The organism is Sphingomonas sp. IC-11, assembly GCF_021043365.1.
In the GTDB taxonomy this organism is placed as follows: Bacteria; Pseudomonadota; Alphaproteobacteria; order Sphingomonadales; family Sphingomonadaceae; genus Sphingomonas.
On the sequence record NZ_JAJNDU010000006.1, the window covers coordinates 19,656 to 45,728 of the forward strand.

Here is a 26,073-nt window from a genome sequence, read left to right on the forward strand (position 1 = left end):
TGCCGAATAGCGATAGTTGTTTAGTGTCGTCACTATAACAAAAATAAAGCGAGTCGCCCTGAACCAAGGGAGACACTAGGCATGCTTTCGCCAGACCCTGGACTAGCACAAACTGCGCACCTTTACCGCAGTTTGCGCTCGCTAGACTTGCCCTTGTCGGTCGTAGACAATACCCACCTGCACAAGCGCCTTCTCTCAGCCGCAAGAAGCCTTGGCGACCTTCGTAGGAAGCAGAAGCTGTTCTTCGGTCAGGCGGGGATGTTCAGCGATCCCGCCTGGGACATTCTGCTCAGCATTTTCATCGATGAGGGGAGCTCGCGGCCGTCCTACGTCAAGAGTGTGACGGTCGGGGCGGAACTTCCCGATACTACTGCCCTGGAGTGGATCAGGCGACTGGAGCATTGCGGCCTGATCGTCGGCCGGCCGGACCCGGCAGATCGCCGCCGGCGCTTGCTGTCCCTCACCCCCTCTGGGCGCAACGGGATCGTTGCCGTCCTCCTCTCGCTTCTCGCGGAGGTCGGGCAATGAGCGCGCCGGCCGCGAGCCACGACTGCTGGGAAGGCGACGCGCCCGCACGCCCCGCATTGCCGCCCCGTCCAGGCACATCGCAGGCGGGCCAGCGAGATGCGCAGCGGGACGGGCTCAGTGGCGCAGCTTCGGCCGCCCCCTACCCACCGGCCCGGCCATTCCGGACTGCGGTCCTCATCCGCGCCATGGCACGAGCGATCGTGAAAGTGCTTTCGGCGATGGGGCTCATCGAACCCCGCCAGGATCGGCCGGACCAGGCGACGGCGCAAGGAACCCTCGAGCCGTAGGGGTCCACTCCCAGGTAAGGCAGCAGGCGCCGGCGTCAACCACCTGATAGTATCCGCTGCGCCACCGGTCCGCGACAGAAGATCCGCGGCGCGCAGGGCAAAACCTTTCAATCGCAAAGGTACGCCGCGGGCCAAGCGCGGACCCATACTCCTTAACTATATTCATCAGACCCAATTACATCGGTTTACGATTATTATCCGATCACTGGGATGTATGTGAACGATCACGACATCAACTATCACGTCCTCGGTTGATCTTACGACTCATCTTGTCGGACGGTCTTCTTCAACAGGGAACGAGCCGAGGCAAGGATTTCCAGGATAGACGCACTCTATACCTAGTCTTGGCGCCGATCCTGGCCCCTCCGCTGAAAGCCGCCTCCGCAACGGGCAGGAGAAGAAGCTTGGCGAACATCACTCTTACCAATGGTCAGGAACTGGCCGTCGGCAATCCGGACGAAGACGATATTTTCATCGGGAACGAGGACAATTTCGACGCAGGCGATATCCTTTTCGGCGACACCGGCTTTGATCGCTTCCGCTTCTTCGCCGATGGCGATTACGGAGGACGGACCCAGGTCACCTACGGCGCTTTCGAGCTGAGGAGCATTGAGCGGTTCGAAGTTACCAACGATTCAACCGCGCAGCTGATCTTCGACATGTCGGGTTCGGCGCAGACCAGCCGCTATGCCGTGACCAACAGTACGAATTCGGTCCGGTTCACCCAGATCGCCAAGATCAATGCCGGTACATCGCTGGATGTTGTCGATACGACGGAAGCGGGCACCACGGACGTTGAAATGCTGTTTCGCGACCGGGTGGTCACCGGCGCCAACGATCAGGTCAAGGTCAACATCACCCGCACCGACGTCAGCGCTATCCGAATCGGTAGCGTCAGCTCGGGCAATTCCGGGATCGAAACGATCAACCTGATGGTGCGGGGCAACTCCGTCATCGACCGTCTGGATACGAACCTCACCACCCTGAACATCAGCGGCACTGGCAGCATCGCGATCGCAACCGCGCTCAACGACACGGTGCGGGTCATCGACGCCACCGCCGCAACGGGACGACTGAGCCTCAGCTTCGCGAACAATCTGGCTGGCGCTGCGGTGATCGGCAGCACGGGCGCGGACACGATCATCGGCGGCAATGGCGATGACCGCATCGATACGCGCAGCGGCAACGATTACGTCAACGCCGCCGGGGGCAACAACACCGTCTTCACTGGCGACGGCAGCGACGTGATCGACGCCGGCGGCGGCGAGGACTTCATCGATGCTGGCACTGGCGACGACAGGATTTCCGCAGGGGCCGGGCGCAACGTCATCAACGCTGGCGCTGGTCGCGACGTGATCTTCTCGGGCGGCGATCGCGACATGATCGACGGCGGCGATGGCGACGATTACATCGATAGCGGCGACGCACCCGCCCTCGGCCTGCTTCGCGAAGAGATTGACGCAGGTGCCGGCAGCGACGTCATCGTCGTGGGCACAGGCCGGCACGATGTGGACGGCGGTAGCGGCAACGATACGATCAATGTCGGCGACAGCCTGGATGCGCGCAACGATGTGTCGGGCATCCCGGTGGATATCGTGAACGGCGGCGCGGGCAACGACACGCTGCAGATCAATGCCCTTGGCGGGTCGGATCGTGACGACGACGCTCGCCTGGAGAATGTCAGCTCCATCGAGACGCTGCAGCTGCTCACCAGTGGCGACACCTGGCTGGGCGGCAACAACAACGCCTTGAACCAGGGCGGACTGAACAATGCAGAACAAGCCGGTATTCGTCGTCTTGCCCTGCTCGGCGGCGGCGATGACGTTGTTGATGCGAGCAGTTTCGACCGCGGCCTTCAGATCAGCACCAGTGCAGGCGGTGCCGACACGGTGACATCCGGTCGCGGCGACGATGGCTTCACCTGGAATGACCAGCTGACGGACGGCGATGATCTGGATGGCGGCGAAGGCACGGATTCGCTGACGGTGAACTTCACCACCGCGCTGACCACCGCCAGCCTCATCAGCAATTTCGAACAGATCAATCTGCTCAGCGGCTATGGCAGTCGCAACGCGCCGGCGACCTACAATCTGGTTCTGGACAACGACAACGCGCCCACCCCCGGCGGCACGCTGACGATCCGGGCGGTCCAGCTGTCCGATGGGCCGCTGGGTGCGGAAACGCTGACGCTCGACGGCTCAGCGGTTACCAGCTTCGCCTTCAACGTCACCGGCGGCCGCGCCAACGACGTGATCCAGGGCGGTGCGCTTTCCGACACCATCGCCGCCGGACAAGGCGATGATACCGTGTTCGCGGTGGGCGGCGACATCGTCGACGGCCAGGCCGGTTCCGACACCATCATCCTGGTGTCCGGCAATAACGTCGCCGTTGGCGGCGGCGGTGCCGACAGCATCACCCTGGGCACCGGCAGCGACAATGTCGATGGAGGCGCCGGCAACGACACGATCGTCTCGGGCAATCGGACTATTGCCGACCAGCTTACGGCGGCGGACACGATCAACGGGGGCGCACTCGGCAACGACGCGCTGGTCGTGCAGGGCGCAGCGCTGGGCGATACTGCCTTCACCAACGTCAGCGACATCGAGCGCCTCATCGTTCTGGGGACCGGCAGCAACGTTCAGATCGGGAGGGAAGCCGAAGAAGGCGGCATTCGCGCGGTCTATCTCAACAATGCCGGCCGAGTCGGCGACACGCTGGACGCCGGGCAATATGCCGCCGACTTGCTGGTCGTCGCGTCCGCGGGCGGGAATGACCGGATCATCACTGGCAGCGGCAATGACACGGTGGAGGCTGGTGTCGGCAGTCAGTCGGTCTCATCGGGGGCCGGCAACGACACGCTGATCGTCGATGGCAACGAACTGGATATCAGCGACGGCTTCGACGGCGGTGCTGGCGACGACACCGTGCTCCTCAACAACATCGATGCGCAAGGCGACGGGCGTGCTGTAAGTGCCGCGGTCAATCTCGACCTGGTCCGCAATGTCGAACTGTATCGCCTGGCAGGCAATGGCAGCGATCCGTCCACCCCGCCGGCCGGCGACGACGCCGATGTCTATGCGCTGAGCTTCCAGGGAAGCGTGGCGGGGGGTGTCGGATCGCTCGTCAACATCACGGTCGATTCCTCTTTGCTGATCGACACGCTCGACACGATGCGAGTCACGCTGGACGACGATCTGCGCGACGCCGACTATCAGCTGACGATCCGCGGCTCGGCAGCGACCACCGAAGTGTTCAAGAACAACGTCGGGACAAACAACAACATCCGCTTCCAGGGCGGCAGCGGAGTCGATCGCCTGTACGTGAGCGGCGGCGATCTTGGCTCGACGATCACGTTCAACGGCAATGGCGGCATCGACGCAGTGGTGCAGACGGGCGGCCTGATCACCGACGATAGCTATGGCGATGCGAATAACGACACTGTCGGCGTGCGCGGCGTGGAGATGCTGGAAAGCACAGCCACGACAGGCGTGAACGCGATCCTGGGAGACCGCGCGTCGGCCTCCGGGCTTCAGACCGTCAATTTCTCAAACCGGAACAACCGGGTGCTGCTGGACGGCGGGTTCACCACAGCGTTGACGATCAACCTGGCCGGGGGCGACGACACAGTGGTGGGATCGTTCAACGGTTCGGTTTCAAGTGCCGCAGTGACTTTCGTGGGGGACACCGGTGAGTTCACCACGGGCGACAATCTACAGGGCGGCGCCGGCATCGGCGACATCGCCCGGATCACAGTCACCAGCGACAATGAGGTTGCCGACCTCACCAACCTCACCGAGGTGGAAACGATCAACATGGTGGTCGGCGCTTCTGCCGCATTGGTCTTCACGTCGACGACCCTGGTTCTCGATACCAGCGCGAACGATATCGCCGGTGACACACAGACGATTTCTGCCGCAACGAATGCCGGCTCCTTCGGCGACGCTTATTTCATCAGTGCTGCGGCGGCGACGGCCAACCTCGTCATCAACCTGGCGACGGCCGATACGCCCAATGTCGATTACGTCATCACCGGCACCGGCAATGACGTGATCAATCTCGGTGCTGCAGGATCGGGCGGTTCCACCTACGGCTTTGCACTTCCGGCGGACCAGGATCGCGTCGCGAGCGGTGATGGGGATGATCTGGTCACGGGTGTTGCGGGCTCCATCTCGACCGGCGCGGGCGCGGATACGGTGCTGCTCAGCGGCGCCACCACCGACCAGGATTCGCGCATCAACCTTGGCGGCGGGGACGATGTTGCCACCCTCAGCGGCGGGGATGACCGTGTGCAGGGCGATGCTGGCAACGACACCCTGTTTGGCGGTGCCGGGAATGACGTGCTCAGCGGTGGCACTGGCCAGGATGTGATCACCGGCGATGGAGGTGACGACGTGATCCACGGCGGCGCCGACGCCGACACGTTGACCGGCGGGAGCGGAAGCGACGTGTTCGTCTTTACCTCCGGCCTGGACAGCGCCACGCCGCAGACCCGCGACACGGTTACGGACTTCCTGTCTGGCACCGACCGGATCGACTTGCGCTGGCTCCAGGAAGCGACCGGCCTGAGCAATGTCGAGTTCCTCGGCAATGTGTTCGACTTCGCCGACGCCCAAACGTCGGTGACGGCGGGGGAAGGCGCGCTTCAGCTGGTCTTCGAAACAAGCCGCAGCATCCTGTGGGCGGACGTCAACGACGACGGAGTGCTCGACGGTTTGGACATCCAGATCAAACTGGACGGCGTTTCATCCCTGGTGGCGCAAGATGTGTTCGCCGTGGCGGGACAGGATGCGGTCACTGGCGGCGGCACCGCGGCGTTTGATGCAAGCTTTGGCCTCAATGCAGGCTTCTTCGTCCAGGATGCCGGCACCACCATTCTGCCGTGATCCGTTGACGATCGTTCCCGCTGCCCCCCGCTGGGGGAACGTGTTGAACGAACAGGGCGCGTCAGCCTGGCGGGCTGGCGCGCCCTGCCGTTTCATCGGGCCCTCGAGGCCGGACAATGAACCGGCTCGAAAGTCGTAATCCCACTGCTGCGCCAACGTGCGGGCACAGGCACCACAGTGCCGGCCCGTAGGGTCCGCGGCCGGCACGACGGCAAGCGGACGGGCGCTCCTTGTATTGACAAACCAATCCCCGGCAATGACAGCTTTCCGTAACGACAAGGATCCGCACCGTTCAGGTGACAGGAGCCAGCCAAAGTGTCTTCACGGCACAAGGGAGAGGATGTTGAGTGTTCGATCAGGGGGCGCGTGCGCGTTCCTTTGCCGGGCCGTGACGTCTTCATGGATTGATCACGGAGGCTTTCATGGCTCGATTGAAATTTGGCGCGTTCATAGCCCCTCACCATCCCATTGGTGAGCATCCCATGCTTCAGATGCGCAGCGACATTCAGCTGGCCAAGCATCTCGACGAACTGGGGTTCGACGAATTCTGGGTCGGCGAACATCATTCCACCGGCTGGGAAGTGATCGCGTCGCCCGAGTTGTTTCTGGCTGCGGTCGGCGAACAGACCCAGCGCATTCGCCTTGGCACCGGCGTCGTCTCCCTGCCGTACCATCACCCGTTCAACGTGGCGCAGCGCATCGTCCAGCTGGATCATATGACCCGCGGGCGCGTGATCTTCGGCACCGGGCCCGGCGCCCTGCCATCCGACGCCTATATGCTGGGCATCGATCCGATGACCCAGCGCGATCGACAGGATGAGGCAATTGGCGTCATCCGCCGGCTTTTCGCCGGGGAACGGGTGACCCATGAGAGCGACTGGTTCACGCTGCGCGACGCGCGGCTGCAGCTGTTCCCCTTGCAGGAAGACCTGCCGTTCGTCGTGGCATCATCGATCAGCCCTTCGGGCATGACGCTGGCGGGTAAATACGGCATCGGCGCCCTGTCGATCGGGTCCAATTCCGAGGCCGGGCTCGCCGCCCTGCCCACGCAATGGGGCTTTGCCGAGGAAGCCGCGGCGAAATCGGGCAAGACGGTCAGCCGCAACGACTGGCGCGTGCTGATGTCGTGGCACATTGCCGAAACCCGCGAGGAAGCGCGGGCGCAGGCCGGCGCCGGGCTGATGCGCTGGCACAACGAATATACGGTCGGCACGCTGATGCGCCCGGGTGCCCAGCCCTTCACGTCGCCGGACCACGCGGTTGACCAGACCGCGTTCGTGGATGGAGCGGCGGCGGTGATCGGCACGCCCGACGATCTGGTGGCGGCGATCCGCAAGCTTCATGCCTCCGCGGGCGGCTTTGGCACCGTACTGGGCTTTGCCCATGACTGGGCCAACCGGGAAAATACGCTGCGCAGCTGGGACCTCGTCGCCCGCTACGTGATCCCGGAGATCCACGGCCTGCTCGACGGATATCGCACCTCGCGCCAGTATGTGATCGATCACCGGGAGTCCTTCGAACGCGCCGGCCAGGCCGTTCTCTCCAAGATCATGGCGCACGAGGGCGCCGCCGCCGCGCTCAAGGCAGGCCAGGAAGGCGGGGTCGCGATGCGCTCCCCCAATGCGCCGGACCTTAACAAGGCCGCGGAAGCACTGAAGAACTGATCGTCGATCACGGCGACAATAACCCCCAGGAAAGGATGCCGCATGTCGATCGATTTCGAAATACCAGAAGATGCCAAGGCGATCCGCGCCAAGGTTCGCCAATGGGTGCAGGACGAGTGCAAGCCGGCGGAGCAGCGTCTGCTGGCCGGCGAGGATTACAAGACGGTGCTGGGCGAGCTTCGCACCAAGGCGCGGGCGCAGGGCCTTTGGTGCCCGTTCATCCCCAAGGAATATGGCGGCATGGGCCTAGGCCCGCTTGCCAATGCGCTGGTCCAGATGGAGCTTGGCGAAAGCCACCTCGGCGCGCTGTCGATGAACACGCAAGGGCCCGATGACGCCACGATGATGACGCTGCTGGCGCATGGCACCGATTATCAGAAAGAAAAGTTCCTCAAGCCGCTGCTCAACGGTGAAAAGCGCATCTGCTATTCGATGACCGAAAAGGCGGCGGGCGCCGACGCCACCGGCATGCAGACCCGCGCGGTGAAGGACGGCAATGAAAATTACGTGCTGAACGGCGAAAAGTGGTTCTCGTCCGCCGCCAGCGTCGCCGACATCGCGCTCGTCATGGCGATGACGGATCCCGATGCGCCGCGGCACCAGCGTTATTCGACCTTCATCGTCGAACTGCCCAACCCCGGCTATCGTATCGTTCGCGATATCGAGACCATGGCGGTGCACGGCCCCTTGAGCGAGGTACTGGGTGGTGGGCATTCGGAGGTTGAGATCAAGGATCTTGTCGTTCCCGCCGACAACCTGCTGGGTGGTGAGGGCAACGGCTTCAACATGGGCCAGCATCGCCTCGCCTATGGCCGCCTGCGCCACGGCATGCACAACGTGTCCATGGCGCAGCGCGCGCTTGATCTGGCGACCGCGCACGTCACCCAGCGCGAGACGTTCGGCAAGCTCCTGTCGGAGCGTCAGGGCGTGCAGTGGATGCTCGCGGATTGCGCGGCGGAAATCTACAAGGCGCGGCTGATGCTGCTCCACATCGCCTACAAGGCGGAAAAGGGCGCCGACATCCGGCAGGAAAATTCGATCGCGAAGATCTTCCTCGCCAACATGGTGCATCAGGTGGTGGACACCGCGATCCAGCTGCACGGCGCGCTGGGCTTCAGCCTCGATACGCCGCTCGCCGCCTGGTACACGCATATCCGCTCGCAGCGGCTGGTTGACGGGCCGGACGAGGTGCATCGCTGGACGGTGGGCCGTAACGTCATCAAGGCGTTCCAGCGCGACGGCACCACTGCCGCCGCATGCGGCGGTGATCTGCTTTGAGGTGATTTCCGAAAAGGGGGCCGCGGGGGCGGCTCTCTTTCGGAGCGATCGACAACCAACGGGCCGTGGGGAGGCGGCGTCCGGAACACCGCAAAGGGTGGCCGATGAACATGCATCTGACGTTCCGACGCAATGGCCCGCCCCCGCGCCTTGTCACCGGCTGGAAGCTCGACCGGGTCGACCGTGCCGGCCTGCTCGCGCGTTTCCCCCCGTTGTTCCCCGACGTGGTCGCTGATCATGTGACGCTGCGATCCGGTACCGACGCCAACACGCCGCTCCCGGAGGACGAGCGTGGCGAGATCATCGGTGAGATCGACGACCGCGACGGCGTTCAGGCACTCGTAGTGCGGATCGGCGGATCCTGTGTCCGGGCAGACGACGGCATTTTCCACATCACCTGGTCGCTCGACCGCCGGCGCGGGCGCCGCGCCAAGGAAAGCAACGAGGTGATCGCCCGGCTCGGCTGGCGAGCGCTGGCGGAACCGATCCCGATCCGTCTGCATCCTGCCCGCTTCTGACGCTTGGCCCCGGTCGCCAGCCGCGGGGCGACCGGAAAAAGGCTGACCCGGCCGGTCGCGCGGCCGGTCTTCACCGCATCTGACAAAGCTGACGTTGAAGGCAGCCGCGTTCGCGGCCCGGGTCGTCCTTCCTCACCGTGGCAGCAGAGCCGGCAGCAGTGGGAGCAGCTGCCGCGCGAGGAAGCCGATCGGGCCGGTCTGCATCGCCAGCGTTCGCCCTGCCTCGCCGTGCAGCCACACGCCCCAAGCCGCGGCATCGGACAGCGGCAGACCGCGCGCGGCAAGGCCGCCGATCGCGCCGACCAGCACGTCACCCGACCCACCCGTGCCGAGACCCGGGCCGCCGCCGCTGTAATGCACCAGGTTGCCGTCGGGCGAGGCAATCACGGTTTCCGCATCCTTCAACACGATCACCGCGCCAAACTGCCGGGCAGAAGCGGTGGCGTGGCGCGGCAGATCCTCGCGGACCTCATCCTCCTCGCATCCGAGCAGCGCCGCCATTTCGCCCGGGTGCGGCGTCATGATCAGCCGCCCGCGCAGCGGGTCCAGCGCCGCTTCCATGCCGTGAATGCAGGCCACCGCCGCCGCATCCAGAATGATCGGGATCTCGACCTCTGCCTTGCTTGCTTGCACCACTAACCGCGCGGCCGCGTCATTATCGGTCATTCCAGGCCCGATCACCGCGACGTTCACGCGGCCGAGCGCCTGATGCAGTGGCTCCGGCGGATCAATCGCGATCTCGCCCGCGTCGTCCTCGGGCAGTGCGAGCACCCGCCCTTCCGGGAAGCGCACACCCAGCGGCAGCGCCGCCGATCGAACCGTGGCCAGCTGGATCTTGCCCGCACCGACGCGAAGCGCCGCCTCGCCCGTCAAGGCGATGGCGCCAGGCACATTGATCGACCCACCAACCACAAGCAGGCGGCCACGCGCGTCCTTGTCCGTGCCCCTTTCAGCCGCCTTGATCGGATGGCTGGCGCGCCAGCCTGCATCGAGCTCGATCATCGCCGCACCGCTGCGGCATCGGGTTCTGCCGTCACCGGCACCGCACTTGAATCCACCGCGCGCACATCATTGTATCGCACCAGCGCCAGCTTCCCGGCGGACCCGAGCGACGGATCGAACCGGTATTCTGTGACGGAGCAATTGGCGACTTCACCAGTCCGGTCGATCGCGATGATCTCCTCCTCCGTCATGTTCTCGATCACATAGCGCAAGCAAAGCACCACCACCTGATGGGCAACGATCATGACCCGCTGCCCCGAGTGATGCAGGGCGACCGTATCCAGCAGCGCGCGCAACCGCAGGATCACGTCGCACCAGCTCTCCCCGCCGGGGGGGCGGTGGTAGAATTTTCCCAGCAGCCGGCGGAATTCAGCCTGTTCAGGCTCGTTCACGGCGATCCCGCGGGTGGTCAGCCCATCAAGGATCCCGAACTCCTTCTCACGCAGCCGCTCATCAAGGCAGATCGGCTCGTCACCGACACCGCCGCCCGCATCGCGGAAGATCCGGGCGGTTTCGCGCGCTCGCACATAAGGAGAGGCGAGCAGCACTTCCGGCCGCTCCTCCGCCGGCCGTCCCGCAAACCAAGCGCCAAGCGCCGCCGCCTGTGCCTCGCCGCGGGGCGACAGCGGCACATCCACGTCGCGCGCCGTGAGCGAGATGCGTTCTTCGCCGGCGCTGTACGCCGCCTGCCGCGCCACATTGCCCGCGCTTTCGCCGTGGCGCACGATCCAGAGCCGTTCAGGCCAGCGACCGGCCATCGCTCACCTCTGGATCGTTGATCATCGCCATTACCGGTCCGTCTCCATCATCCCCATGTCCAAGCACGGCGGCGGCAGAGAGTTCCCGGCGACCGATGCGATTCAGATCAAGCTGACGGGCAAGCAGCGGGCGGCAATCCGCCCCGCGCGGTTGCAAGAGGGGCAGAGATGTCCCCAGGCCGCACTGGCCTCAGGGCCGGCGAGCGAACCAGATGATGTGGGTGGCGCCTTTTCCATTGTCCCGCGCCCGCACGCGCACCTCGTCCACGGCAAAACCCGCTTTCGCCAAGCGTCGCGCAAAAAGCGGATCGGGTGCGGCGGACCAGATCGCGAGCGTTCCGTCCGGCCTCAGCGCCTGCATGGCCGCGGCGAGGCCGCGCGCGGAATAAATGCCATCGTTGGCCGGACGGGTCAGACCGTCCGGGCCATTGTCCACGTCCAGCATGATAGCGTCGTAATCGCCACCGGCGCGCCGGATCGACTCGGCGACATCGCCCATGTCGAGCGTGACCCGCGGATCATCCAGACACCCGGCGGTCAGATCCGCCATCGGGCCCCGCGCCCATTCGATGATTCCGGGCACCAGTTCGGCGACGGTGACCCGCGCATCCGCACCGAGCCGCTCCAGCACCGCACGCAGCGTGAATCCCATGCCATAGCCGCCGATCAGCAACCGGGGTGCCGGCCGGTCGGAAAGCCGATCGCATGTCATGGTGCCCAGCGCCACTTCCGAGCCGCTCATGCGCGTGCTCATCAGTTCATTGCGTTCAAGCACGATCATGAAGTCCGCGCCGCGGCGAAACAGCCGCAGCGGCGGGCCACCGGGCACCTCGGCAGTGCCGATCAACTCACGCGGGGTCACCCGCGCTGGCGGGCCTTGCGTGCGGCGTAGCGGGCATCGCGAGCCGCCTTCAGCTCGGCCGGGGTGGGCACCTTGATGGGCGTAGCGCGGCGCGAAGCGGCAATACGCTCGGCCTCGGCGTCGGCTTCTGCCTGCGCCCGTGCACGCGCTTCCGCCCGCGCAGCCTTTTCGGTTTCGATCGCAGCGCGGTGAGCGGCACGACGCTCTGCGGCAGCCGCTTCACGCGCCTCCAGCGCGGCGGTGCGGGCTGCTGCTGCCTCGGGATCGAGTGCCGGTTTGCTGCGCAATTTCTCCAGTGCGCGCTGCTTCGCTTCTCGGGACGCTGACGCGCGTTCGCCGAAGTCGGGAATCTTAGCTCCTGCCATGCCGGCGCTCGTTAGCAGAATTCGGCGCCGGAGAAAGGCTTAATCCCGTTTACCTCCTATTGGCGGGGCAGCGATGGCGCCGGGCGGCGACGCAAAGCCCTGCCCGTTTGGCATCAGAAACGCGTTTTCGCGCGCGGCCGCGGCGGGCGCCATCAATCCCGGTTCGGCTGGTGCGCCCGCTCCATTGAACGACAAAGACATCGATATTGGCCGCTTCTGGCTCGACGCGGCGCAATTTGGATGAAATGGGCCGCAGCAGCGCTTGACCGGTTCGCCGTCACGCTCACTCAGGAAGATTGATGCACGGAACGTGGACAAAGCCGAAACGCGGTAAAGGGATCACTATAGCCGCCGCCGTCGCCTTGCTCGTCGGCGTCGGGTCAACGCTGGCGTTCACATCGAAGCAGCCGAGCGGGGCAGCCGATCCGATCACCGCGAAGATGCGGCCGCCGAGTCCAGAGGCCGCTGATCCTCCCCGCGTGAACTACCAGCAACTGGATCAGCGGATCGCCCTGGTGATGCAGGAGCCGAACATGGTCGGCCTGGCAGTCGCAACGGTCGAGCGCGGCCGCCTGCGCTTCATCCGCGGCTATGGCGAGACGCTCGCCGGATCTGGGGAGGCGGTGACACCGGATACGGTGTTCCGCTGGGCATCGCTGTCGAAGGGCGTGGCGTCCGCGCTGGTCACCAAGCTGGCCGGGGAAGGTCGCCTTTCGCTGGACGCGCCGCTGTCGGACATGGGCACCACCCTCACCCTGCCCGGCGACACGCGCAACGCCACCGTTGCTGACCTGCTGTCGCATCGCCTGGGGCTTGTCCGCAATGCCTGGGACGATCGTCTGGAGGCAGGCGCGGATCCCAAGGTAATCCGATCCGAACTCCACACGCTTGCGCCGTTCTGCAAGCCGGGCACCTGTTACGCCTATCAGAACATCGCTTATGACACGGCGGCGGAGATCGTCGAGCGAGCGACGGGACAGGATTATGCCACCGCGGCGCGTGACCGGCTGTTTACCCCGCTGGGCATGAGCAACGCGAGCGTCGGGCGTGCCGGACTGGAGTCCGCCGCACGCTGGGCCAAACCGCATCACATGGGTCGCCGGCCGACCGCGGTGAATGATTATTATTACCGCGTTCCCGCCGCGGGCGGCGTGAATTCATCGGTGCGGGACCTGACGCGCTGGATGCTGGCACAGATGGGCGCGGCGCCCCAGGTGCTGCCGCCCGCAATGCTCGACACCATGCACCGTCCCCGAATCGCGACGCCCCCGCATGGCCGACGCGCGGCAATGGACAAGGCGCTGGCCGACGCATCCTATGGCTTGGGCTGGCGCAGCTTTCACTATGCCGGGCACACACTGGTCGGCCACCGCGGCTCGGTCGACGGTTACGGATCACTGATCCTGTTCGACCCCGCCGATCGGAGCGGGATCGTGATGCTGTGGAACAGCAACCGCCACGTGGCGGCGCGGCTTCAGCTCGAATTTTTCGACATGCTCTACGGGCTTGCCCCCACCGACTGGCTGGAACTGCCGGACCCGTCCGCGCAGAAGTGACGCGACGCGGACCCGCCGCCGGGGCAGAAGGGATCAAAGCCGGTCAGTAGTGATTGTCTGACCATGACCACAACGTCAGGCAGTCCGGCCGCGGAGATCGAGCTCAAGCTGGAGGTCGGTCACGGTGCGTTCGCGGCGCTTTGCCGGCTACCCGTGCTGGCGGGGATTGCCGCTGACGACCGCGAGCAGCTGGCGACTTACTATGACACGCCCGACCAAACGCTAAGCGCCGCGGGCATTTCGCTTCGCGTCCGCCGCACCGGCGAACGGCATGTCCAGACGATCAAGGCCGGCGGCGCGGCGACCGCGGGAATGTTTGCGCGGCCCGAGTGGGAACAGGACCTCGCCGGGCCCGATCCCGATGTGGGTGAATCATCGCCGCTTCGCGCGCTGGTGGATGACAGCGTGGTTGCGCGAATCCGCCCCGCGTTTTCAGTCGCGGTACGGCGCCGAAGTTGGCAGGTCGAATGGGCAGGCGCCGCCATCGAGCTCGTCGCGGACGAAGGGACGGCGAACGCCAACGGCCGCCAGGCTCCAGTTGCGGAGATCGAAGCCGAGCTGAAATGCGGCTCGCCGGACGCCCTGTTCTCCCTTGCGCGTGCGATTGGCCAGCACATACCCGTACGGCTCGGCGTACTGACCAAGGCGGAGCGTGGCTTTCGCCTGGCCGGCGGGCAGTTGAACGAGCCTGCAAAAGCGCAGCGCGTGCTGCTTGATCCGGGCATGGACGTCGCGGAGGCCTTTGCCGCGATCGTGGGTGCATGCCTGCGCCAGTTCCGCCTCAACGAGGAGGCCCTGCGCACCAATCCGGGGGCGGATGCGCTTCATCAGGCCCGGGTTGTGTTGCGCCGGCTCCGCTCGGCGCTGTCGATCTTCAGAACGGTCATCACGGATGATCGCTTCGCCCATCTCGCCGATGAGCTGCGCTTGCTGGCCCGGTCGCTCGGCAAGGCACGCGACCTCGACGTTCTCGTCGGCAGACTGGGCCCGAATGCCGACGTGAACATCCAGGCTGCCCATGGCCAAGCCTATGCCGCGGCCCTCGCCACATTGGACTCGCAGCGAACGCGCGATCTGATGATCGATCTCATCGAATGGATCTCGCTTGGCGCGTGGCGCACGCACCCGGCGGATCCCGGCGCAATCACCCAGCCGGCGCGCGAATTCGCGGCCGCGGCGCTCAAGAAGTTGCGGGGCAGGCTCAAGAAGCGCGGTCGCCAGCTTGGCACGCTTGAAGACGAAGACCGCCACCGCGTCCGCATCCAGGCCAAGAAGCTGCGTTACGCCGCTGAGTTCTTCGAAAGTCTGTTCACGGGCAAGAGGGCCCGCCGGCGATACACCAAGTTCCGAAAAAGGCTGGCCAGGCTTCAGGAGCATCTGGGCGAGCTGAACGACTTGGCGACTGCGCCGTCATTGATGAGGGACCTTGGCCTGGACCACGGTTCGCTCCCGCCCGATCGCCGCAAAGCGTTGCTGGCAAAGGCCACCAAGGCGCATGCGGCCCTGATCAAGGCAAAACGCTTCTGGTAAACGGCCAGTGGCGCGACGAGGGCCGACACCTACGCCTTGATCACGCGCTCCATTCCGCGACGTCCGGCTGCTCGCCGATCAGTGCGAGTCCGTGGGCAATCGAGGTTAGTTCATCACCGGCCGCGATCCGCTCCCCACCGAAGCGCCGCTCGAAAATCGCGCGGATCGCTGGAATGAGTGACGAGCCGCCGGTCAGGAACACCCGGTCGATCGCCCGCCCGTCAAGCTGGGCACGGGTAAGCGCCGTTTCCATCGCGCCTTCGATGCGAAGAAGATCGCCGGCAATCCATTGCTCGAACTCGGCACGCTGGACCGTTGCGGCGATGGATACGCCGCCGCCCTCAAAGCGAAACTCCGCTTCCTCCGATCCCGACAAGGCACGTTTCACTCGGCCGACCGAGTCGTAGAGCGGAAAGCCCTGTTCGTTCTCGATCAGCGCGATCATCCGCCCGACTGCCTGAGGGTCCGTTGCGTCCCTTTTCAGGCGGCGCAGTTCCTCAAGCGTTCGGCGGTTTCGCATCAGGGCAAGGCGCGACCAATCGGCGAAGTCGGCGAAATAGCCGCCGGGGATGTCGAGCAGCTTGCCGAACGAGCGATAGGTGGTTCCCTTGCCGATCAGCGGCAGGACCAGCTGGTCGACGATGCGCTGGTCAAAGCGATCGCCCGCGATGCCGATTCCTGCCGACGATAGCGGCACGCAGCGACGCATGGCGCCCGGTTCTGCCACGCGTACGATCGAGAAGTCAGTGGTGCCGCCACCGAAATCCGCAACCATGATCGTCGCAGGCTCGGTCAGCCGCGACGCATAACTGTAGGCCGCACCTAGCGGTTCATAGACATAGTGGAGATCAGCGCCGAGGCACTCGAACATCGCCCCGTATCGCTGGCGAGCGAGCGACTCGTCCGGCCGGGCGCCGGCATATTGCACGGGTCGGCCGATCACGATCCGCTGCGGCCGCGCGTCCAGCTGACCGCCAGCGTGACCGATCAGCTTCTGGAGAAATCGCTGGCCCAGATCCTCGAAGCGGAAGGGCTTGCCGAAGATCAGCGCGCGTTCGAACGTGGTGCTGGCGGCGACCGTCTTGAACGATTGCACAAACCTGCTGTCGAGCGGTGCCTCGAGATATTCCTCGATCGCCCAGGGCCCGGCTTCGTGAGCGACCCCGTTCCAGGCGGAATCATCCTCCCAAAAGCACAGCGCGGAGCGGAATACCGGGCCACTGGCGGCATCACCGGCGAAGTCAATCAGACGTGATTCGCCATTGCCGCCACCGCGGGCCACGACCGTGTTGGTGGTGCCGAAATCAATGCCGAGCGCTGGGACGCCGCTGTCCACGACCTGCTCCTTTGTCGCCGGGGTGAGCCGCCGTGCGGGGCGCGGCCTATGGCACGGCGATATCCGGTGGACAAGCGAGCCGTGTCACCGCCCTGAGGAGCATAAGCGAATACGGCGAGGAAACGGAGTGGAGGAGTGGGCGCCGCCCGGCGGCCTGTTACATCAGGCCAAAGCCTGGAAACCCGCCCGTGCTGACGCACCGGGCGGGTCCAAGCAGTTCTGATCAGCGACCGGTCTGCTTCTGCGCTGCCGGATCCACCGAAGGCGCGCCGCTGGCCGGTGTGGCGGTGTTGGCGATATCGCCGGTCTGGCCCCGCACGTCCTTCTCAACGGCGTCCACCGCGTTCACGGCATCCGGCGCGGCACCACCGGCGCCCTCAACCGCGTTTCCGCCATCGGTTTCCGCCGCAGCGCCGGGCGCCGGAGCGGCCGGGAGCGGCAGGTTTGAGCCCTGCTGGTTCATGTACAGGATCAGGTTCGCGCGATCCTGCGGATTCGACAGGCCGGCGAAGGTCATCTTCGTGCCCGGCGCGAACTTACGCGGGCTGGTGAGCCACGCGTTCATCTTGTCGAAGTCCCAGTTGCCACCCACCTTCTTCAGCGCGTCGGAGAAAGCGAAACCGCCGCGGCCATGCGCCACCGCTTCGCCCATCACGCCGTAAAGATTCGGGCCGATGCCATTTGCGCCACCCTGAGTCATGGTGTGGCAGGCCGCGCACTTCTTGAACACGTCGGCGCCCTTGGCCGCGTCCGCGCTGGCGAGCAGCGACGCGATCGGCACTTCGGCGGCGGCGCCACCACCGGCTTCCTCGGCGGCCTCAATGGGATAGCCCGACTTTTCGGCCTCGCCCGAGTGGAAGACCATGCCGCCGACGATCGACAGCCCAAGCGCGGCGCCGCAGGCAGCAAGAACCCAGCCTGCAATCGTGTTGGTCCGATCATCCATGTCGTGCGGTTACCCCTCCAAAGTCGTGCGTCCATAGAAAAGCCGTCATCGGACGGCAAGCGCTTGAGAGGAAGTTGATCGTCGCTTAGCGGTCAGATCGATGGAAAATTTCGCAGCGCCTGCTCGCCCGATCGTCGCCAACATGATCGCCGCCGCTTCCGAAGCACCCGAACGCACGGTCGCCTTCCAGGGCGCGCCGGGGGCAAACAGCCATGTCGCGGTGACGGAAGTGTTCCCCGACGCGCTGCCGCTGCCCTGCTTTTCCTTCGAGGACGCGATCGACGCGGTGAAGGGCGGCACGGCCGACCGAGCGATGATCCCGATCGAAAATTCGCTGCACGGCCGCGTCGCCGACATCCATTTCCTGCTGCCCGAATCGGGGCTGGTGATCACGGGCGAGCATTTCCTGCCGATCCGGCACGCCCTGATGGGAGTGGGCGAACGGGACGACATCCGCGAGGCGATGAGCCATCCGCAGGCGCTGGGACAATGCCGCCACTGGCTGAAGGCGCATGACATTCGACCGATTTCCTACCCGGATACCGCGGGTGCGGCGGCCATGGTCGCGGAACAGGCCAATCCCGCCATCGCCGCGCTCGCCCCGCCCGCAGCAGCGGACATATACGGCCTCAACCTGCTCGCCACCGATATCGCCGATGCCGATCACAACATGACCCGCTTTGTCGTGCTGGCGCGCGGCAGCAAGCCGCCGGTGGGTGACGGCCCGTGGATGACTACCTTCATCTTCGAGGTGAAGAACGTGCCCGCCGCGCTTTACAAGGCGCTTGGCGGCTTCGCCACGAACGGCGTGAACATGACCAAGCTGGAAAGCTACCAGCGCGGTGGCACCTTTGCCGCGACCGACTTCTACTGCGATATCGAAGGCAAGCCGGGCGACGAGAATGTGGACCGCGCGCTGGAAGAACTCGGTTTCCAGACGAAGTGGGTTCGCGTGCTGGGCACCTATCGGCAGGCGCGCAAGCGCGGCTAGGCCGCTGCAACTGGTCGCATCGCCGCCACGCCGCAGCTTGCGTCGCGCCCGCGCTGTCGTATCACCCGATACGACAAGGAGAAGGCGAGCGGATGACGATGCGTAAGATGTTGCTGGCGGGCGTGGCCCTCGCCGTATCTACAAGTGCGGTTGCGCAAGGGGCGCCCAGTGCGCCGCGCGTCGCGAAGAAGCCGCATGAGGTTTCCTCCCCCAACGGCATCCGCAGCGACGAATATTACTGGCTGCGCGACGACACCCGCAAGAACCCGGAGATGCTCGCCTACCTGCAGGCCGAGAACGCCTATGCGGACACGCAACTGGCGACGCTGAAGCCTCTGCAGGACACATTGTACCAGGAGACGGTCAGCCACATCAAACAGGATGACAGTTCCGTTCCCTATCTGAAGAACGGCTATTGGTATCAGACTCGGTTCGAGACGGGCGCAGACTATCCTGTGATCGAGCGCCGCAAGGGCGATCGCAACGCACCGGCAGAATTGATGTTCGATCAGCCGGCGATGGCCAAGGGGCATAATTTCTTCGCCCTGTCGGCCTGGGCCGTCAGCCCGAACAACCGCATGGTGGCCTATGCCGAGGATGTGGTCGGACGCCGGCAATACACGCTGAAGATCAAGGATCTCGCCACCGGTCAGCTGATGGCCGACACGATCACCAACGCCGAACCCAACATCGTCTGGGCCGACGACAATCGCACGATCCTGTACGTCGCCAAGGATCCGACCACATTACGTGGTTACAAGGTGATGGCGCATGTCCTGGGCACCCCTGTCGCGCAGGACAAGATGCTCTACGAGGAGAAGGACGATACCTTCCAGATGGGCATCACGCGCACCAGCGATGATCGCTTTGTCTGCATCATCGTCCAGTCCACCGTCAGCGATGAGCAGCGCTGCGCGCCCGCGACGAGCCCCGCTGCCTTCCAGACGCTGGCACCCCGCAAGCGTGAGCTGCGCTACGAAGCGGATCACATGGACGGTCGCTGGATCGTCCGCACGAATCTGCGGGCGAAAAACTATACGCTGATGACGGTCGCTGATGGCGATGCTGCCCGGGGCACCGGCGCGTGGAAGGATCTGACCCCCGCCAGCGACACGGTGTTCATCGAAGGGTTCAAGCCGTTCACCGGCTTCATCGCCATCGATCAGCGCGAAGGTGGCAACCGGATGATCCGGGTACTCGATGCCACTGGCAAGTCGCTGCCGGTCAGGGCCGACGAGCCCGCCTATCGCATGGCGCTGGACGTCAACGAAGAGCCGGACACGGCTTGGGTGCGCTATACCTATGGTTCGCTCGTCACCCCGACGACCACCTATGAGGTGAACGCCAAGACGGGCGAGCGGCGCGTGCTGAAAGTGGCGCCGGTCCCCGGCTACGATCCCGCGAATTACATCACCGAACGCGTGTGGGCGACTGCCCGCGACGGCACGAAGATCCCGGTGAGCCTGGTTCATCGCAAGGACGTGAAGCGCGACGGCACGGCGCCGTTGTTCCAATACGCCTATGGCAGCTACGGGATCTCAACGGATCCGGCGGTGGATCCGGGCCGGATCGGGTTGCTCGACCGCGGGGTCGTCTATGCCATCGCCCATATCCGGGGTGGACAGGAAATGGGCCGCCAATGGTATGATGACGGCCATCTGCTGAACAAGAAGAACAGCTTCACCGACTTCGTCGACGTGACCCGCTATCTCGTCGCGCAGAAATATGCCGCCAAAGGCCGCGTTGCCGCGATGGGCGGATCGGCGGGCGGGCTGCTGATGGGCGGCGTCGCCAATATGGCACCCGAGGATTACAAGGTGATCGTGGCACAGGTGCCGTTCGTCGACGTGGTAACGACGATGCTGGACGCCTCCATCCCGCTCACCACCTTCGAATATGACGAGTGGGGCAACCCGGCTCAGAAGCAATATTATGACTATATGCTGAGCTACTCACCGTACGACCAGGTCGCGGCCAGGGCCTATCCGGCAATGTATGTCGGCACCGGCCTGTGGGACAGCCAGGTGCAATATTATGAGCCCGCAAAGTGGGTGGCGCGCCTGCGTGACAAGAAGACGGACAACAATCCGCTGCTGTTCCGGGTGAACATGGAAGCAGGCCATGGCGGCAAGTCCGGCCGCTTCGAACGATATCGCCAGAATGCCGAATGGGGCGCCTTCGTGCTCCAGCAGCTGAACGTCGTGAAATAAGCGGCTGCCCGCCCGTCCCGGTCACCACCGGGAAGGGCGGGCCCGCGATCAGCCTTCGTTAGCCCAGAGTGTCAACAAAGTATGGGCGATGGCATAGGTCGGCGGCGCCACAAACGGGCCGTCGCCGGCCAGCGACGCGCGGACTTCCTCGCGGGTGAACCAGCCGGCCTTTTCCAGCTCGTTCTCGTCCAGCGTGATTGCATCATCGTCTGCCACGCCGACACAGGCGATCATCAGCTGTGACGGAAACGGCCAGGGCTGGCTGGCGACGTAGCGCACGCCGGAGACGCGCACGCCGGCCTCTTCCTGGATCTCGCGCGCCACCGCTTCCTCAATCGATTCGCCCGGCTCCAGGAAACCTGCCAGCGCAGAATAGCGGCCGGCCGGCCAGCTTGGCTGCCGGCCGAGCAGCGCGCGCCCTTCATGCTCCGCGATCATGATGACGACCGGGTCGACGCGGGGAAAATGCTCGGTGGAGCAGTTAGTGCACTTGCGACCCCAGCCGGCTCGGAACGCCTCCGTCTGGGTGCCGCAGTTTGCGCAGAAACGATGCCGCGCATTCCAGTCGAGCACCGCACGGGCCATGGCATACGTCGCCGCTTCCCCCGGCGCGAGCTGGTCCAGCGCACGGAACAGCGCCGGCGAGCGCAGCGGGGGTGCGGGCACGCCCTCGGGCGCGGCAGCGAAGCGCGGGCGGCCCTCATCAAAACCCAGCAGGACGATATGGGCATCGTCCGGGGCCTCGGTCACCATCGTCCAGCCGAGGCGGCCGTCCTCGGTGATTTCGGGATCATAGCCGTCGAGCTTGAGCAGCCGTGCGCGCCAGTCGCCCAGCGCGGCGGCAAATGCCTCGGCATCGTTGCGGTGATCGGCGACGCGGGTCAGGGTGCCGCCGGTGAAGCCAGGGACGCTCATCGTGCGGCAAGCCGCTGCATGTCGCGCGCCAAAGCGGCGGGCACGCTCTGCCGCAGACCCCATTTCTCCGCCGGAAAATATTGCACCATCACCGTTCCTCGCATCTTCTTGACCGGATCGACCCAGGCGATGGTGCCAGCGGCACCGCCCCAGCCGAATGTTCCCTTGGAAGGTACGCCGCCGGGCGCATCCTCGAGATAGACTGACCCGCCGGCGCCAAAGCCCATGCGGGCCGACATGGCGCCGCCTGTTCCATCACCCAATCCGGCGAACGAAACGCCAGCGGGCAAGAGGTTCGACATGGCAAGCGCCGCCGTTTCCGCCCTCATCACGCGGCGTCCGTCCAGCGTGCCGCCATTGGCCAGCATGTGAAGAAAGCGGTCGTAATCGCGCGCGCTGGAGACGAGGCCTGCGCCGCCATAGGGGAAACTGGGCGGCTTCAGGTACACCGAGGTCGCACCCGCATCGATCGGCGCCCGATTGTCCCCGACGAAGACATAGTTGGTGGACAGGCGCCGAGCCTCACTTGCCGGCACGCTCCAATAGGTAGAGCGCATGCCCAACGGATCCAGCAAGCGCGCCTGCACGAAACGGTCGAACGGCATCCCGCTCGCCTTTTCTATAACCGCCCCCATCACGTCGAGTCCGATGGAATAGTGCCATTTGGTGCCCGGCTCGGCGATCAGCGGCACGGCGGCCACCCGGTTGGCGAATTCGGCAAGGCTCGTGGGGCGCGTAAGGCGCGCCTTTACCTCCACTTGCGCATTCACCTGTGCCGGCACGATGCCGCGCCGCTCATAATCCTGCAGCAGCGGCCCCTTGGCGCTGATGCTGTAACCCAGGCCTGCCGTGTGGGTGAGCAAATGACGGATCAGGATTGGGTTCTTCGCCGGAACACTGTCGAGCGACGTATCCGGACTGGTCAGCACCCGCATGTTGGCAAAGGCCGGGAAATATTTGCTGACCGGATCATCAAGACTGATTCGTCCGTCCTCAACGAGGAGCATGGCGGCGATGCCAGTGACCGGCTTCGTCATGGAATAGATCCGCCACAAGCTGTCCGGGCCGGCGATCGGCGCGCCGGCATCATCGGCGATACGGCCGGCGGCAACGAACTGCGGCGGGGAATCCCCCAGTCCAAAGGCAGCAACGATGCCCGGCATCTTTCCACTGGCGACATAGCCGTCGAAGAGCGCCTGAGTTGCAGGCAGCAGCGCATTGCGGGCAGGCGTCGCGCTGGCCGCGGCCGGCGCGGGCTGCACCGCCGGGCGGGCCTGCCGCGCGTCGCCGACCGTGGCAGCGAATGCCAGGAACGCGGCCGTGCCGCCAAGCCAATGCGCCCTCATCGCGTCCTCCCTATCGCCTCTGCGGCCTTTGCAAAGACGGTCGGCAACCCCGCTGACGCAAGATCATCGACCGGCCACCATTCGCCCTCGGCATGCGTGGAATGCGCGTCCCAGCGCCCCACGGCAAGCGCGAGTTCGAGGGTGAAGTGCGTGAAACCATGGCTGACGGCACGGTTCAACATCACCCAGTCGGCAGGCGCTGGCGCTTCGGCGAGACCGGGCGCCGAGAGCTCCCACGGCCCGGTCGGCAATGCCCGCATCCCGCCCAACAACCCCTTGGACGGGCGACGGACCAGCAGAAGCTCGCGTCGGTTTGCGCTGTCAGCCGCGCCCATCTCGCGCTCCAGCCAGAAGATCGTGCCGAAACGCGCTGGCCGCGCTTTCTTCGCCGGTTTGACCGGGAACGCTTCTTCCATGCCAGCGCGATGGGCGGCGCAATCATCAGCGAGCGGGCACAGCAGGCACTTGGGCCTTCTCGGCGAACAAATGGCCGATCCCAGGTCCATCATCGCCTGCGCAAAATCACCGGCGCGCTGATCGGGCGTCACCTGCTCCGCCGCGGCGCGTACCGCCGGCTTCCCGGCAGCGCAGAACAGGCGCGACACCACCCGTTCGACATTGGCATCGATCACAACGGCGCGCTGACCGAAAGCGATAGCCGCCACTGCCGCCGCGGTATAGTCACCCAGCCCCGGCAAGGCGCGCAGCGCGGCTTCCGTCGCCGGCAAGCGCCCACCATGATCGGCAGCGATCACCTTTGCCGCCCGCACGAGATTGCGGGCACGCGCATAATAGCCAAGGCCTGCCCAAGCGGCCATCACCTCCGCCTCGTCCGCCGCCGCCAGGCTGGCAATGTCCGGCCAGCGCGCGACCCATGCCTCGAAGCGCGGGCGCACCGTTGCGACCGTCGTCTGCTGAAGCATCACTTCCGACAACCAGACGCGATAGGGATCCGCGCGCACACCAGGCGGCGCGCGCCACGGCAGGGTTCGGGCATGCCGATCATACCAATCGAGCAGCTTGTCGGCGATCGAGCGCTTGGCGTCCACGGCCCGGCTATGGCATGGGGCGCCAGATGAGCAAGCGGGTGCGAGCGTCCCAATCACAACCGGAACCCGCGCGGTCGAACCGTTCGCGCCCGGTGTCCGAACTGTTGCCCTCTGTGGGCGGCGCGGCATTCCGTCGATTCGGCTTCGTGCAATCGTCCATCGTGACCCGCTGGCCCGAGATCGTCGGCGAAAAGCTGGCCGCCGCCAGCGCACCCGAATCGATCAAGTTTCCGATCGGCAAGAAGCAGGACGGCACACTGACCCTGATGGTGCGAAGTGCCCATGCGGTGATGATCCAGCATGTCGTGCCGGAAATCATCGAGCGGGTGAACCTGTTCTTCGGCTATCCCGCTGTCGCCAAGGTGGCCATTCGCCAGGGCGATCTGGCGCCCCGGCCCAAGCCGCGCCCGGTACCGGAGCCTCGCCCGGTGCCGGTCGAACTGGGGCACAGCCTCAAGACCATCGAAGATCCCGAACTCAAGGCCGTGCTGGAGGCGCTCGCCGCCAGCGTTGGCGCCTCCAGCGGACTGCCCATCGTCAAATGAAAAAGCTATTCGCGTTCGCCGCTATCGCCCTTGCCGCGCCGCTGACCGCCGCGACCCAGAAGCCGTGGACGGCGACTGCGGCTGTCGCGCCCTCCGGCAGCTATGTCATCGGCAATCCCAAGGCGAAGGTGAAGTTGATCGAATATGTCAGCTATACCTGCCCTCATTGCGGCCACTTTTCCCGCGATTCCGCCGCTGTCCTGAAGGGCAAGATGATCGCGTCGGGCTCCACCAGCCTCGAGGTGCGCAGCTCGATCCACGATCGCTACGATCTGGTGGCGGCTACGCTGGCGCGCTGCTCCGGCCCTGCGCTGTTTCCCAAGATCCATGACCTGCTGTTCACCCGGCAGGAGGCGTGGCTGAAGCAGGCCGCGACTTATGATCAGGCATCGGGGCAAGCCAATGCCGGCAAGTCGCAGACCCAGATCATGCGCGCGCTGGCCGACGGTGCAGGGCTGACTGCCATCGCGAAGGCGGCGGGCATGACTGACGGCGCGATCGCCGCCTGTTTCGCCAACGAGTCGAATGTCGCGAAAACACTGCAGGTGGCACAGTCGATTCAGGGCAAGATCAGCGGCACGCCCGCCTTTGAACTGAACGGCAAGCTGATCCAGAACACCGGTTGGGCGGAGCTTGAACCGATGCTGCGCGCCGCCGGCGCCAAGTGATTGATACGGAGTGATAGCATGAAACTGCGTTTTGCCGCGTCCACCCCTCTCCTGGCTTGCGCGCTCGCGATGCTGGCCGCGTGCGGAGAGAGCGGCAACACCAATGCCGCTGCGCCGAACTCCATTGCGGCAGCACCGGCACCCGCGGGCCAGGATTGGACGCAGGTCGTTTCCAAGACGGCAGACGGCGGCTTCGTGATGGGCAATCCCAACGCGCCGCTGAAGCTGGTCGAATATGGTTCGCGCACCTGCCCGACCTGCGGCAACTTCGGCCGCACCGGTACGCGCCCCCTCGAGGACAATTACATCAAGACCGGCAAGGTCAGTTACGAATTCCGCGACTTCCTGGTTCACGCGCCCGACCTTGGCGTTGCCATCCTCGGCCAGTGCGCTGGCGAGACGCCGTTCTTCCAGATCCTGGAGCAGATGTTCGTCGAGCAGGACCAGTTTCTCCAAAAGCTCGAAAGCGTGCCGGCCGACTTCCAGCAGCGGCTGCAAGGCATGAGCCCCGCCCAGCAGGCAACCGCGTGGGTGGAGCATCTCGGCTATGTCGATTGGGTGAAGCAGCGCGGCTTGACCGAGACGCAGGCGCGTCAGTGCCTGTCTGACAGCAAGCGCATCGAGGACCTCGCCAAGGTTTCCGAAGTCGCCATGCGCGACAAGGAAGTGACGGGCACGCCGACCTTCATCCTGAACGGCGAGAAGCTCGATGCGGCAAGCTGGCCGCAGGTGGAGCAGGCGCTGAAGGCAGCCGGCGCTTGAACCTGACGGTGCATAGCGCCGCTTGAGCCTTGTCGCGCTCCGCGGAACATGCGGAGCGCGACCGGGCGCTGGGC

Annotated in this window: 22 protein-coding genes; 13 read left to right on the forward strand and 9 right to left on the reverse strand. The window is 65.2% G+C overall.

Annotated features, from left to right (window positions below; all coding sequences use genetic code 11):
- Window positions 1-81 precede the first annotated feature (81 nt).
- From LQ954_RS14890 to LQ954_RS14910, 5 genes are all read left to right on the forward strand, one after another.
- Complete coding sequence (locus LQ954_RS14890; RefSeq protein ID WP_231023839.1) at window positions 82-528, forward strand: winged helix DNA-binding protein; 447 nt, start codon at window positions 82-84, stop codon at window positions 526-528.
- 691 nt (window positions 529-1,219) lie between these two features.
- A complete protein-coding gene (locus LQ954_RS14895; RefSeq protein ID WP_231023841.1) occupies window positions 1,220-5,698 on the forward strand; it encodes a beta strand repeat-containing protein in 4,479 nt (1,492 codons plus the stop codon).
- A gap of 422 nt (window positions 5,699-6,120) precedes the next feature.
- Complete coding sequence (locus LQ954_RS14900; protein ID WP_231023843.1) at window positions 6,121-7,362, forward strand: LLM class flavin-dependent oxidoreductase; 1,242 nt, start codon at window positions 6,121-6,123, stop codon at window positions 7,360-7,362.
- Between the two features lie 42 nt (window positions 7,363-7,404).
- Window positions 7,405-8,640: an acyl-CoA dehydrogenase family protein gene (locus tag LQ954_RS14905; RefSeq protein ID WP_231023845.1), complete on the forward strand. Its 1,236-nt coding sequence runs from the start codon at window positions 7,405-7,407 to the stop codon at window positions 8,638-8,640.
- Window positions 8,641-8,744: 104 nt separating this feature from the next.
- Window positions 8,745-9,158: a hypothetical protein gene (locus tag LQ954_RS14910; RefSeq protein ID WP_227772844.1), complete on the forward strand. Its 414-nt coding sequence runs from the start codon at window positions 8,745-8,747 to the stop codon at window positions 9,156-9,158.
- 132 nt (window positions 9,159-9,290) lie between these two features.
- Here LQ954_RS14910 and LQ954_RS14915 read toward each other — a convergent pair whose 3' ends face one another.
- The 4 genes from LQ954_RS14915 to LQ954_RS14930 all read right to left on the reverse strand — a co-directional run bounded on the left by LQ954_RS14915 (window position 9,291) and on the right by LQ954_RS14930 (window position 12,145).
- A complete protein-coding gene (locus LQ954_RS14915; RefSeq protein WP_231023846.1) occupies window positions 9,291-10,160 on the reverse strand; it encodes an NAD(P)H-hydrate dehydratase in 870 nt (289 codons plus the stop codon).
- The gene (locus LQ954_RS14920; RefSeq protein WP_227772842.1) at window positions 10,157-10,918 is read right to left on the reverse strand and encodes a histidine phosphatase family protein; all 762 of its coding nucleotides are present in this window, start codon (window positions 10,916-10,918) and stop codon (window positions 10,157-10,159) included. Before LQ954_RS14920 ends, LQ954_RS14915 begins: the two co-directional genes overlap by 4 nt.
- 190 nt (window positions 10,919-11,108) lie before the next feature.
- Complete coding sequence (locus LQ954_RS14925) at window positions 11,109-11,780, reverse strand: spermidine synthase (RefSeq protein ID WP_231023847.1); 672 nt, start codon at window positions 11,778-11,780, stop codon at window positions 11,109-11,111.
- Window positions 11,777-12,145 carry a DUF6481 family protein gene (locus LQ954_RS14930; RefSeq protein ID WP_231023848.1) on the reverse strand — a complete coding sequence of 123 codons (369 nt, stop codon included), beginning with the start codon at window positions 12,143-12,145 and terminating at the stop codon, window positions 11,777-11,779. Before LQ954_RS14930 ends, LQ954_RS14925 begins: the two co-directional genes overlap by 4 nt.
- A gap of 73 nt (window positions 12,146-12,218) precedes the next feature.
- Between LQ954_RS14930 and LQ954_RS14935 the strand changes: the two genes are divergently transcribed.
- The 3 genes from LQ954_RS14935 to LQ954_RS14945 all read left to right on the forward strand — a co-directional run bounded on the left by LQ954_RS14935 (window position 12,219) and on the right by LQ954_RS14945 (window position 15,231).
- Window positions 12,219-12,389 carry a hypothetical protein gene (locus LQ954_RS14935; RefSeq protein ID WP_231023850.1) on the forward strand — a complete coding sequence of 57 codons (171 nt, stop codon included), beginning with the start codon at window positions 12,219-12,221 and terminating at the stop codon, window positions 12,387-12,389.
- A 55-nt stretch (window positions 12,390-12,444) separates the two neighbouring features.
- Entirely contained in the window at window positions 12,445-13,701 is a 1,257-nt protein-coding gene (locus LQ954_RS14940; RefSeq protein ID WP_231023851.1) for a serine hydrolase domain-containing protein, read from the forward strand.
- A gap of 63 nt (window positions 13,702-13,764) precedes the next feature.
- Window positions 13,765-15,231, forward strand: a complete 1,467-nt coding sequence (locus LQ954_RS14945) for a CYTH and CHAD domain-containing protein (RefSeq protein WP_231023852.1) — start codon at window positions 13,765-13,767, stop codon at window positions 15,229-15,231.
- A 40-nt stretch (window positions 15,232-15,271) separates the two neighbouring features.
- Here the strand turns inward: LQ954_RS14945 and LQ954_RS14950 are convergent, their stop codons facing one another.
- The gene (locus LQ954_RS14950) at window positions 15,272-16,567 is read right to left on the reverse strand and encodes an Hsp70 family protein (protein WP_231023853.1); all 1,296 of its coding nucleotides are present in this window, start codon (window positions 16,565-16,567) and stop codon (window positions 15,272-15,274) included.
- A gap of 223 nt (window positions 16,568-16,790) precedes the next feature.
- The gene (locus tag LQ954_RS14955; protein WP_231023854.1) at window positions 16,791-17,513 is read right to left on the reverse strand and encodes a c-type cytochrome; all 723 of its coding nucleotides are present in this window, start codon (window positions 17,511-17,513) and stop codon (window positions 16,791-16,793) included.
- 100 nt (window positions 17,514-17,613) lie between these two features.
- On the opposite strand from LQ954_RS14955, the gene LQ954_RS14960 reads away from it, so the two are divergent.
- Both LQ954_RS14960 and LQ954_RS14965 read left to right on the forward strand, forming a co-directional pair.
- Window positions 17,614-18,504: a prephenate dehydratase gene (locus LQ954_RS14960; protein WP_227772835.1), complete on the forward strand. Its 891-nt coding sequence runs from the start codon at window positions 17,614-17,616 to the stop codon at window positions 18,502-18,504.
- Window positions 18,505-18,596: 92 nt separating this feature from the next.
- Window positions 18,597-20,714, forward strand: a complete 2,118-nt coding sequence (locus LQ954_RS14965) for a S9 family peptidase (RefSeq protein ID WP_231023855.1) — start codon at window positions 18,597-18,599, stop codon at window positions 20,712-20,714.
- Window positions 20,715-20,762: 48 nt separating this feature from the next.
- On the opposite strand, the gene nudC is transcribed toward LQ954_RS14965, so the two are convergent.
- The 3 genes from nudC to LQ954_RS14980 are packed head-to-tail and all read right to left on the reverse strand — an operon-like array spanning window position 20,763 to window position 24,024.
- A complete protein-coding gene (gene nudC, locus LQ954_RS14970; protein WP_231023857.1) occupies window positions 20,763-21,629 on the reverse strand; it encodes an NAD(+) diphosphatase in 867 nt (288 codons plus the stop codon).
- Window positions 21,626-22,975: a serine hydrolase domain-containing protein gene (locus tag LQ954_RS14975; protein ID WP_231023858.1), complete on the reverse strand. Its 1,350-nt coding sequence runs from the start codon at window positions 22,973-22,975 to the stop codon at window positions 21,626-21,628. Before LQ954_RS14975 ends, nudC begins: the two co-directional genes overlap by 4 nt.
- Window positions 22,972-24,024 (reverse strand): A/G-specific adenine glycosylase, encoded by a 1,053-nt coding sequence (locus LQ954_RS14980; RefSeq protein ID WP_443026640.1) that lies wholly within the window; start codon window positions 24,022-24,024, stop codon window positions 22,972-22,974. Before LQ954_RS14980 ends, LQ954_RS14975 begins: the two co-directional genes overlap by 4 nt.
- A 14-nt stretch (window positions 24,025-24,038) precedes the next feature.
- On the opposite strand from LQ954_RS14980, the gene LQ954_RS14985 reads away from it, so the two are divergent.
- Genes LQ954_RS14985 through LQ954_RS14995 form a run of 3 tightly spaced genes read left to right on the forward strand, consistent with a single transcriptional unit; the run spans window position 24,039 to window position 25,999 of the window.
- Entirely contained in the window at window positions 24,039-24,569 is a 531-nt protein-coding gene (locus tag LQ954_RS14985) for a DUF721 domain-containing protein (protein WP_231023859.1), read from the forward strand.
- Window positions 24,566-25,237: a thioredoxin domain-containing protein gene (locus LQ954_RS14990; RefSeq protein WP_227772830.1), complete on the forward strand. Its 672-nt coding sequence runs from the start codon at window positions 24,566-24,568 to the stop codon at window positions 25,235-25,237. The genes LQ954_RS14985 and LQ954_RS14990 overlap by 4 nt, the downstream gene beginning before the upstream one ends.
- Window positions 25,238-25,255: 18 nt before the next feature.
- On the forward strand, window positions 25,256-25,999 hold the full coding sequence (locus LQ954_RS14995) for a thioredoxin domain-containing protein (protein ID WP_227772829.1): 744 nt from the start codon (window positions 25,256-25,258) through the stop codon (window positions 25,997-25,999).
- The last annotated feature ends 74 nt before the right edge of the window (window positions 26,000-26,073 follow it).

What these genes read in the sequence shown, in the direction of transcription:
- nudC (WP_231023857.1), bottom strand. Translation starts at nt 21,629, where the DNA reads ATGAGCGTCCCTGGCTTCACCGGCGGCACCCTGACCCGCGTCGCCGAT.
- LQ954_RS14985 (WP_231023859.1), top strand. Translation starts at nt 24,039, where the DNA reads ATGGGGCGCCAGATGAGCAAGCGGGTGCGAGCGTCCCAATCACAACCG.
- LQ954_RS14965 (WP_231023855.1), top strand. Translation starts at nt 18,597, where the DNA reads ATGACGATGCGTAAGATGTTGCTGGCGGGCGTGGCCCTCGCCGTATCT.
- LQ954_RS14905 (WP_231023845.1), top strand. Translation starts at nt 7,405, where the DNA reads ATGTCGATCGATTTCGAAATACCAGAAGATGCCAAGGCGATCCGCGCC.
- LQ954_RS14890 (WP_231023839.1), top strand. Translation starts at nt 82, where the DNA reads ATGCTTTCGCCAGACCCTGGACTAGCACAAACTGCGCACCTTTACCGC.
- LQ954_RS14995 (WP_227772829.1), top strand. Translation starts at nt 25,256, where the DNA reads ATGAAACTGCGTTTTGCCGCGTCCACCCCTCTCCTGGCTTGCGCGCTC.
- LQ954_RS14990 (WP_227772830.1), top strand. Translation starts at nt 24,566, where the DNA reads ATGAAAAAGCTATTCGCGTTCGCCGCTATCGCCCTTGCCGCGCCGCTG.
- LQ954_RS14945 (WP_231023852.1), top strand. Translation starts at nt 13,765, where the DNA reads ATGACCACAACGTCAGGCAGTCCGGCCGCGGAGATCGAGCTCAAGCTG.
- LQ954_RS14930 (WP_231023848.1), bottom strand. Translation starts at nt 12,145, where the DNA reads ATGGCAGGAGCTAAGATTCCCGACTTCGGCGAACGCGCGTCAGCGTCC.
- LQ954_RS14910 (WP_227772844.1), top strand. Translation starts at nt 8,745, where the DNA reads ATGAACATGCATCTGACGTTCCGACGCAATGGCCCGCCCCCGCGCCTT.
- LQ954_RS14935 (WP_231023850.1), top strand. Translation starts at nt 12,219, where the DNA reads ATGGCGCCGGGCGGCGACGCAAAGCCCTGCCCGTTTGGCATCAGAAAC.
- LQ954_RS14975 (WP_231023858.1), bottom strand. Translation starts at nt 22,975, where the DNA reads ATGAGGGCGCATTGGCTTGGCGGCACGGCCGCGTTCCTGGCATTCGCT.
- LQ954_RS14940 (WP_231023851.1), top strand. Translation starts at nt 12,445, where the DNA reads ATGCACGGAACGTGGACAAAGCCGAAACGCGGTAAAGGGATCACTATA.
- LQ954_RS14955 (WP_231023854.1), bottom strand. Translation starts at nt 17,513, where the DNA reads ATGGATGATCGGACCAACACGATTGCAGGCTGGGTTCTTGCTGCCTGC.
- LQ954_RS14900 (WP_231023843.1), top strand. Translation starts at nt 6,121, where the DNA reads ATGGCTCGATTGAAATTTGGCGCGTTCATAGCCCCTCACCATCCCATT.
- LQ954_RS14915 (WP_231023846.1), bottom strand. Translation starts at nt 10,160, where the DNA reads ATGATCGAGCTCGATGCAGGCTGGCGCGCCAGCCATCCGATCAAGGCG.
- LQ954_RS14920 (WP_227772842.1), bottom strand. Translation starts at nt 10,918, where the DNA reads ATGGCCGGTCGCTGGCCTGAACGGCTCTGGATCGTGCGCCACGGCGAA.
- LQ954_RS14960 (WP_227772835.1), top strand. Translation starts at nt 17,614, where the DNA reads ATGGAAAATTTCGCAGCGCCTGCTCGCCCGATCGTCGCCAACATGATC.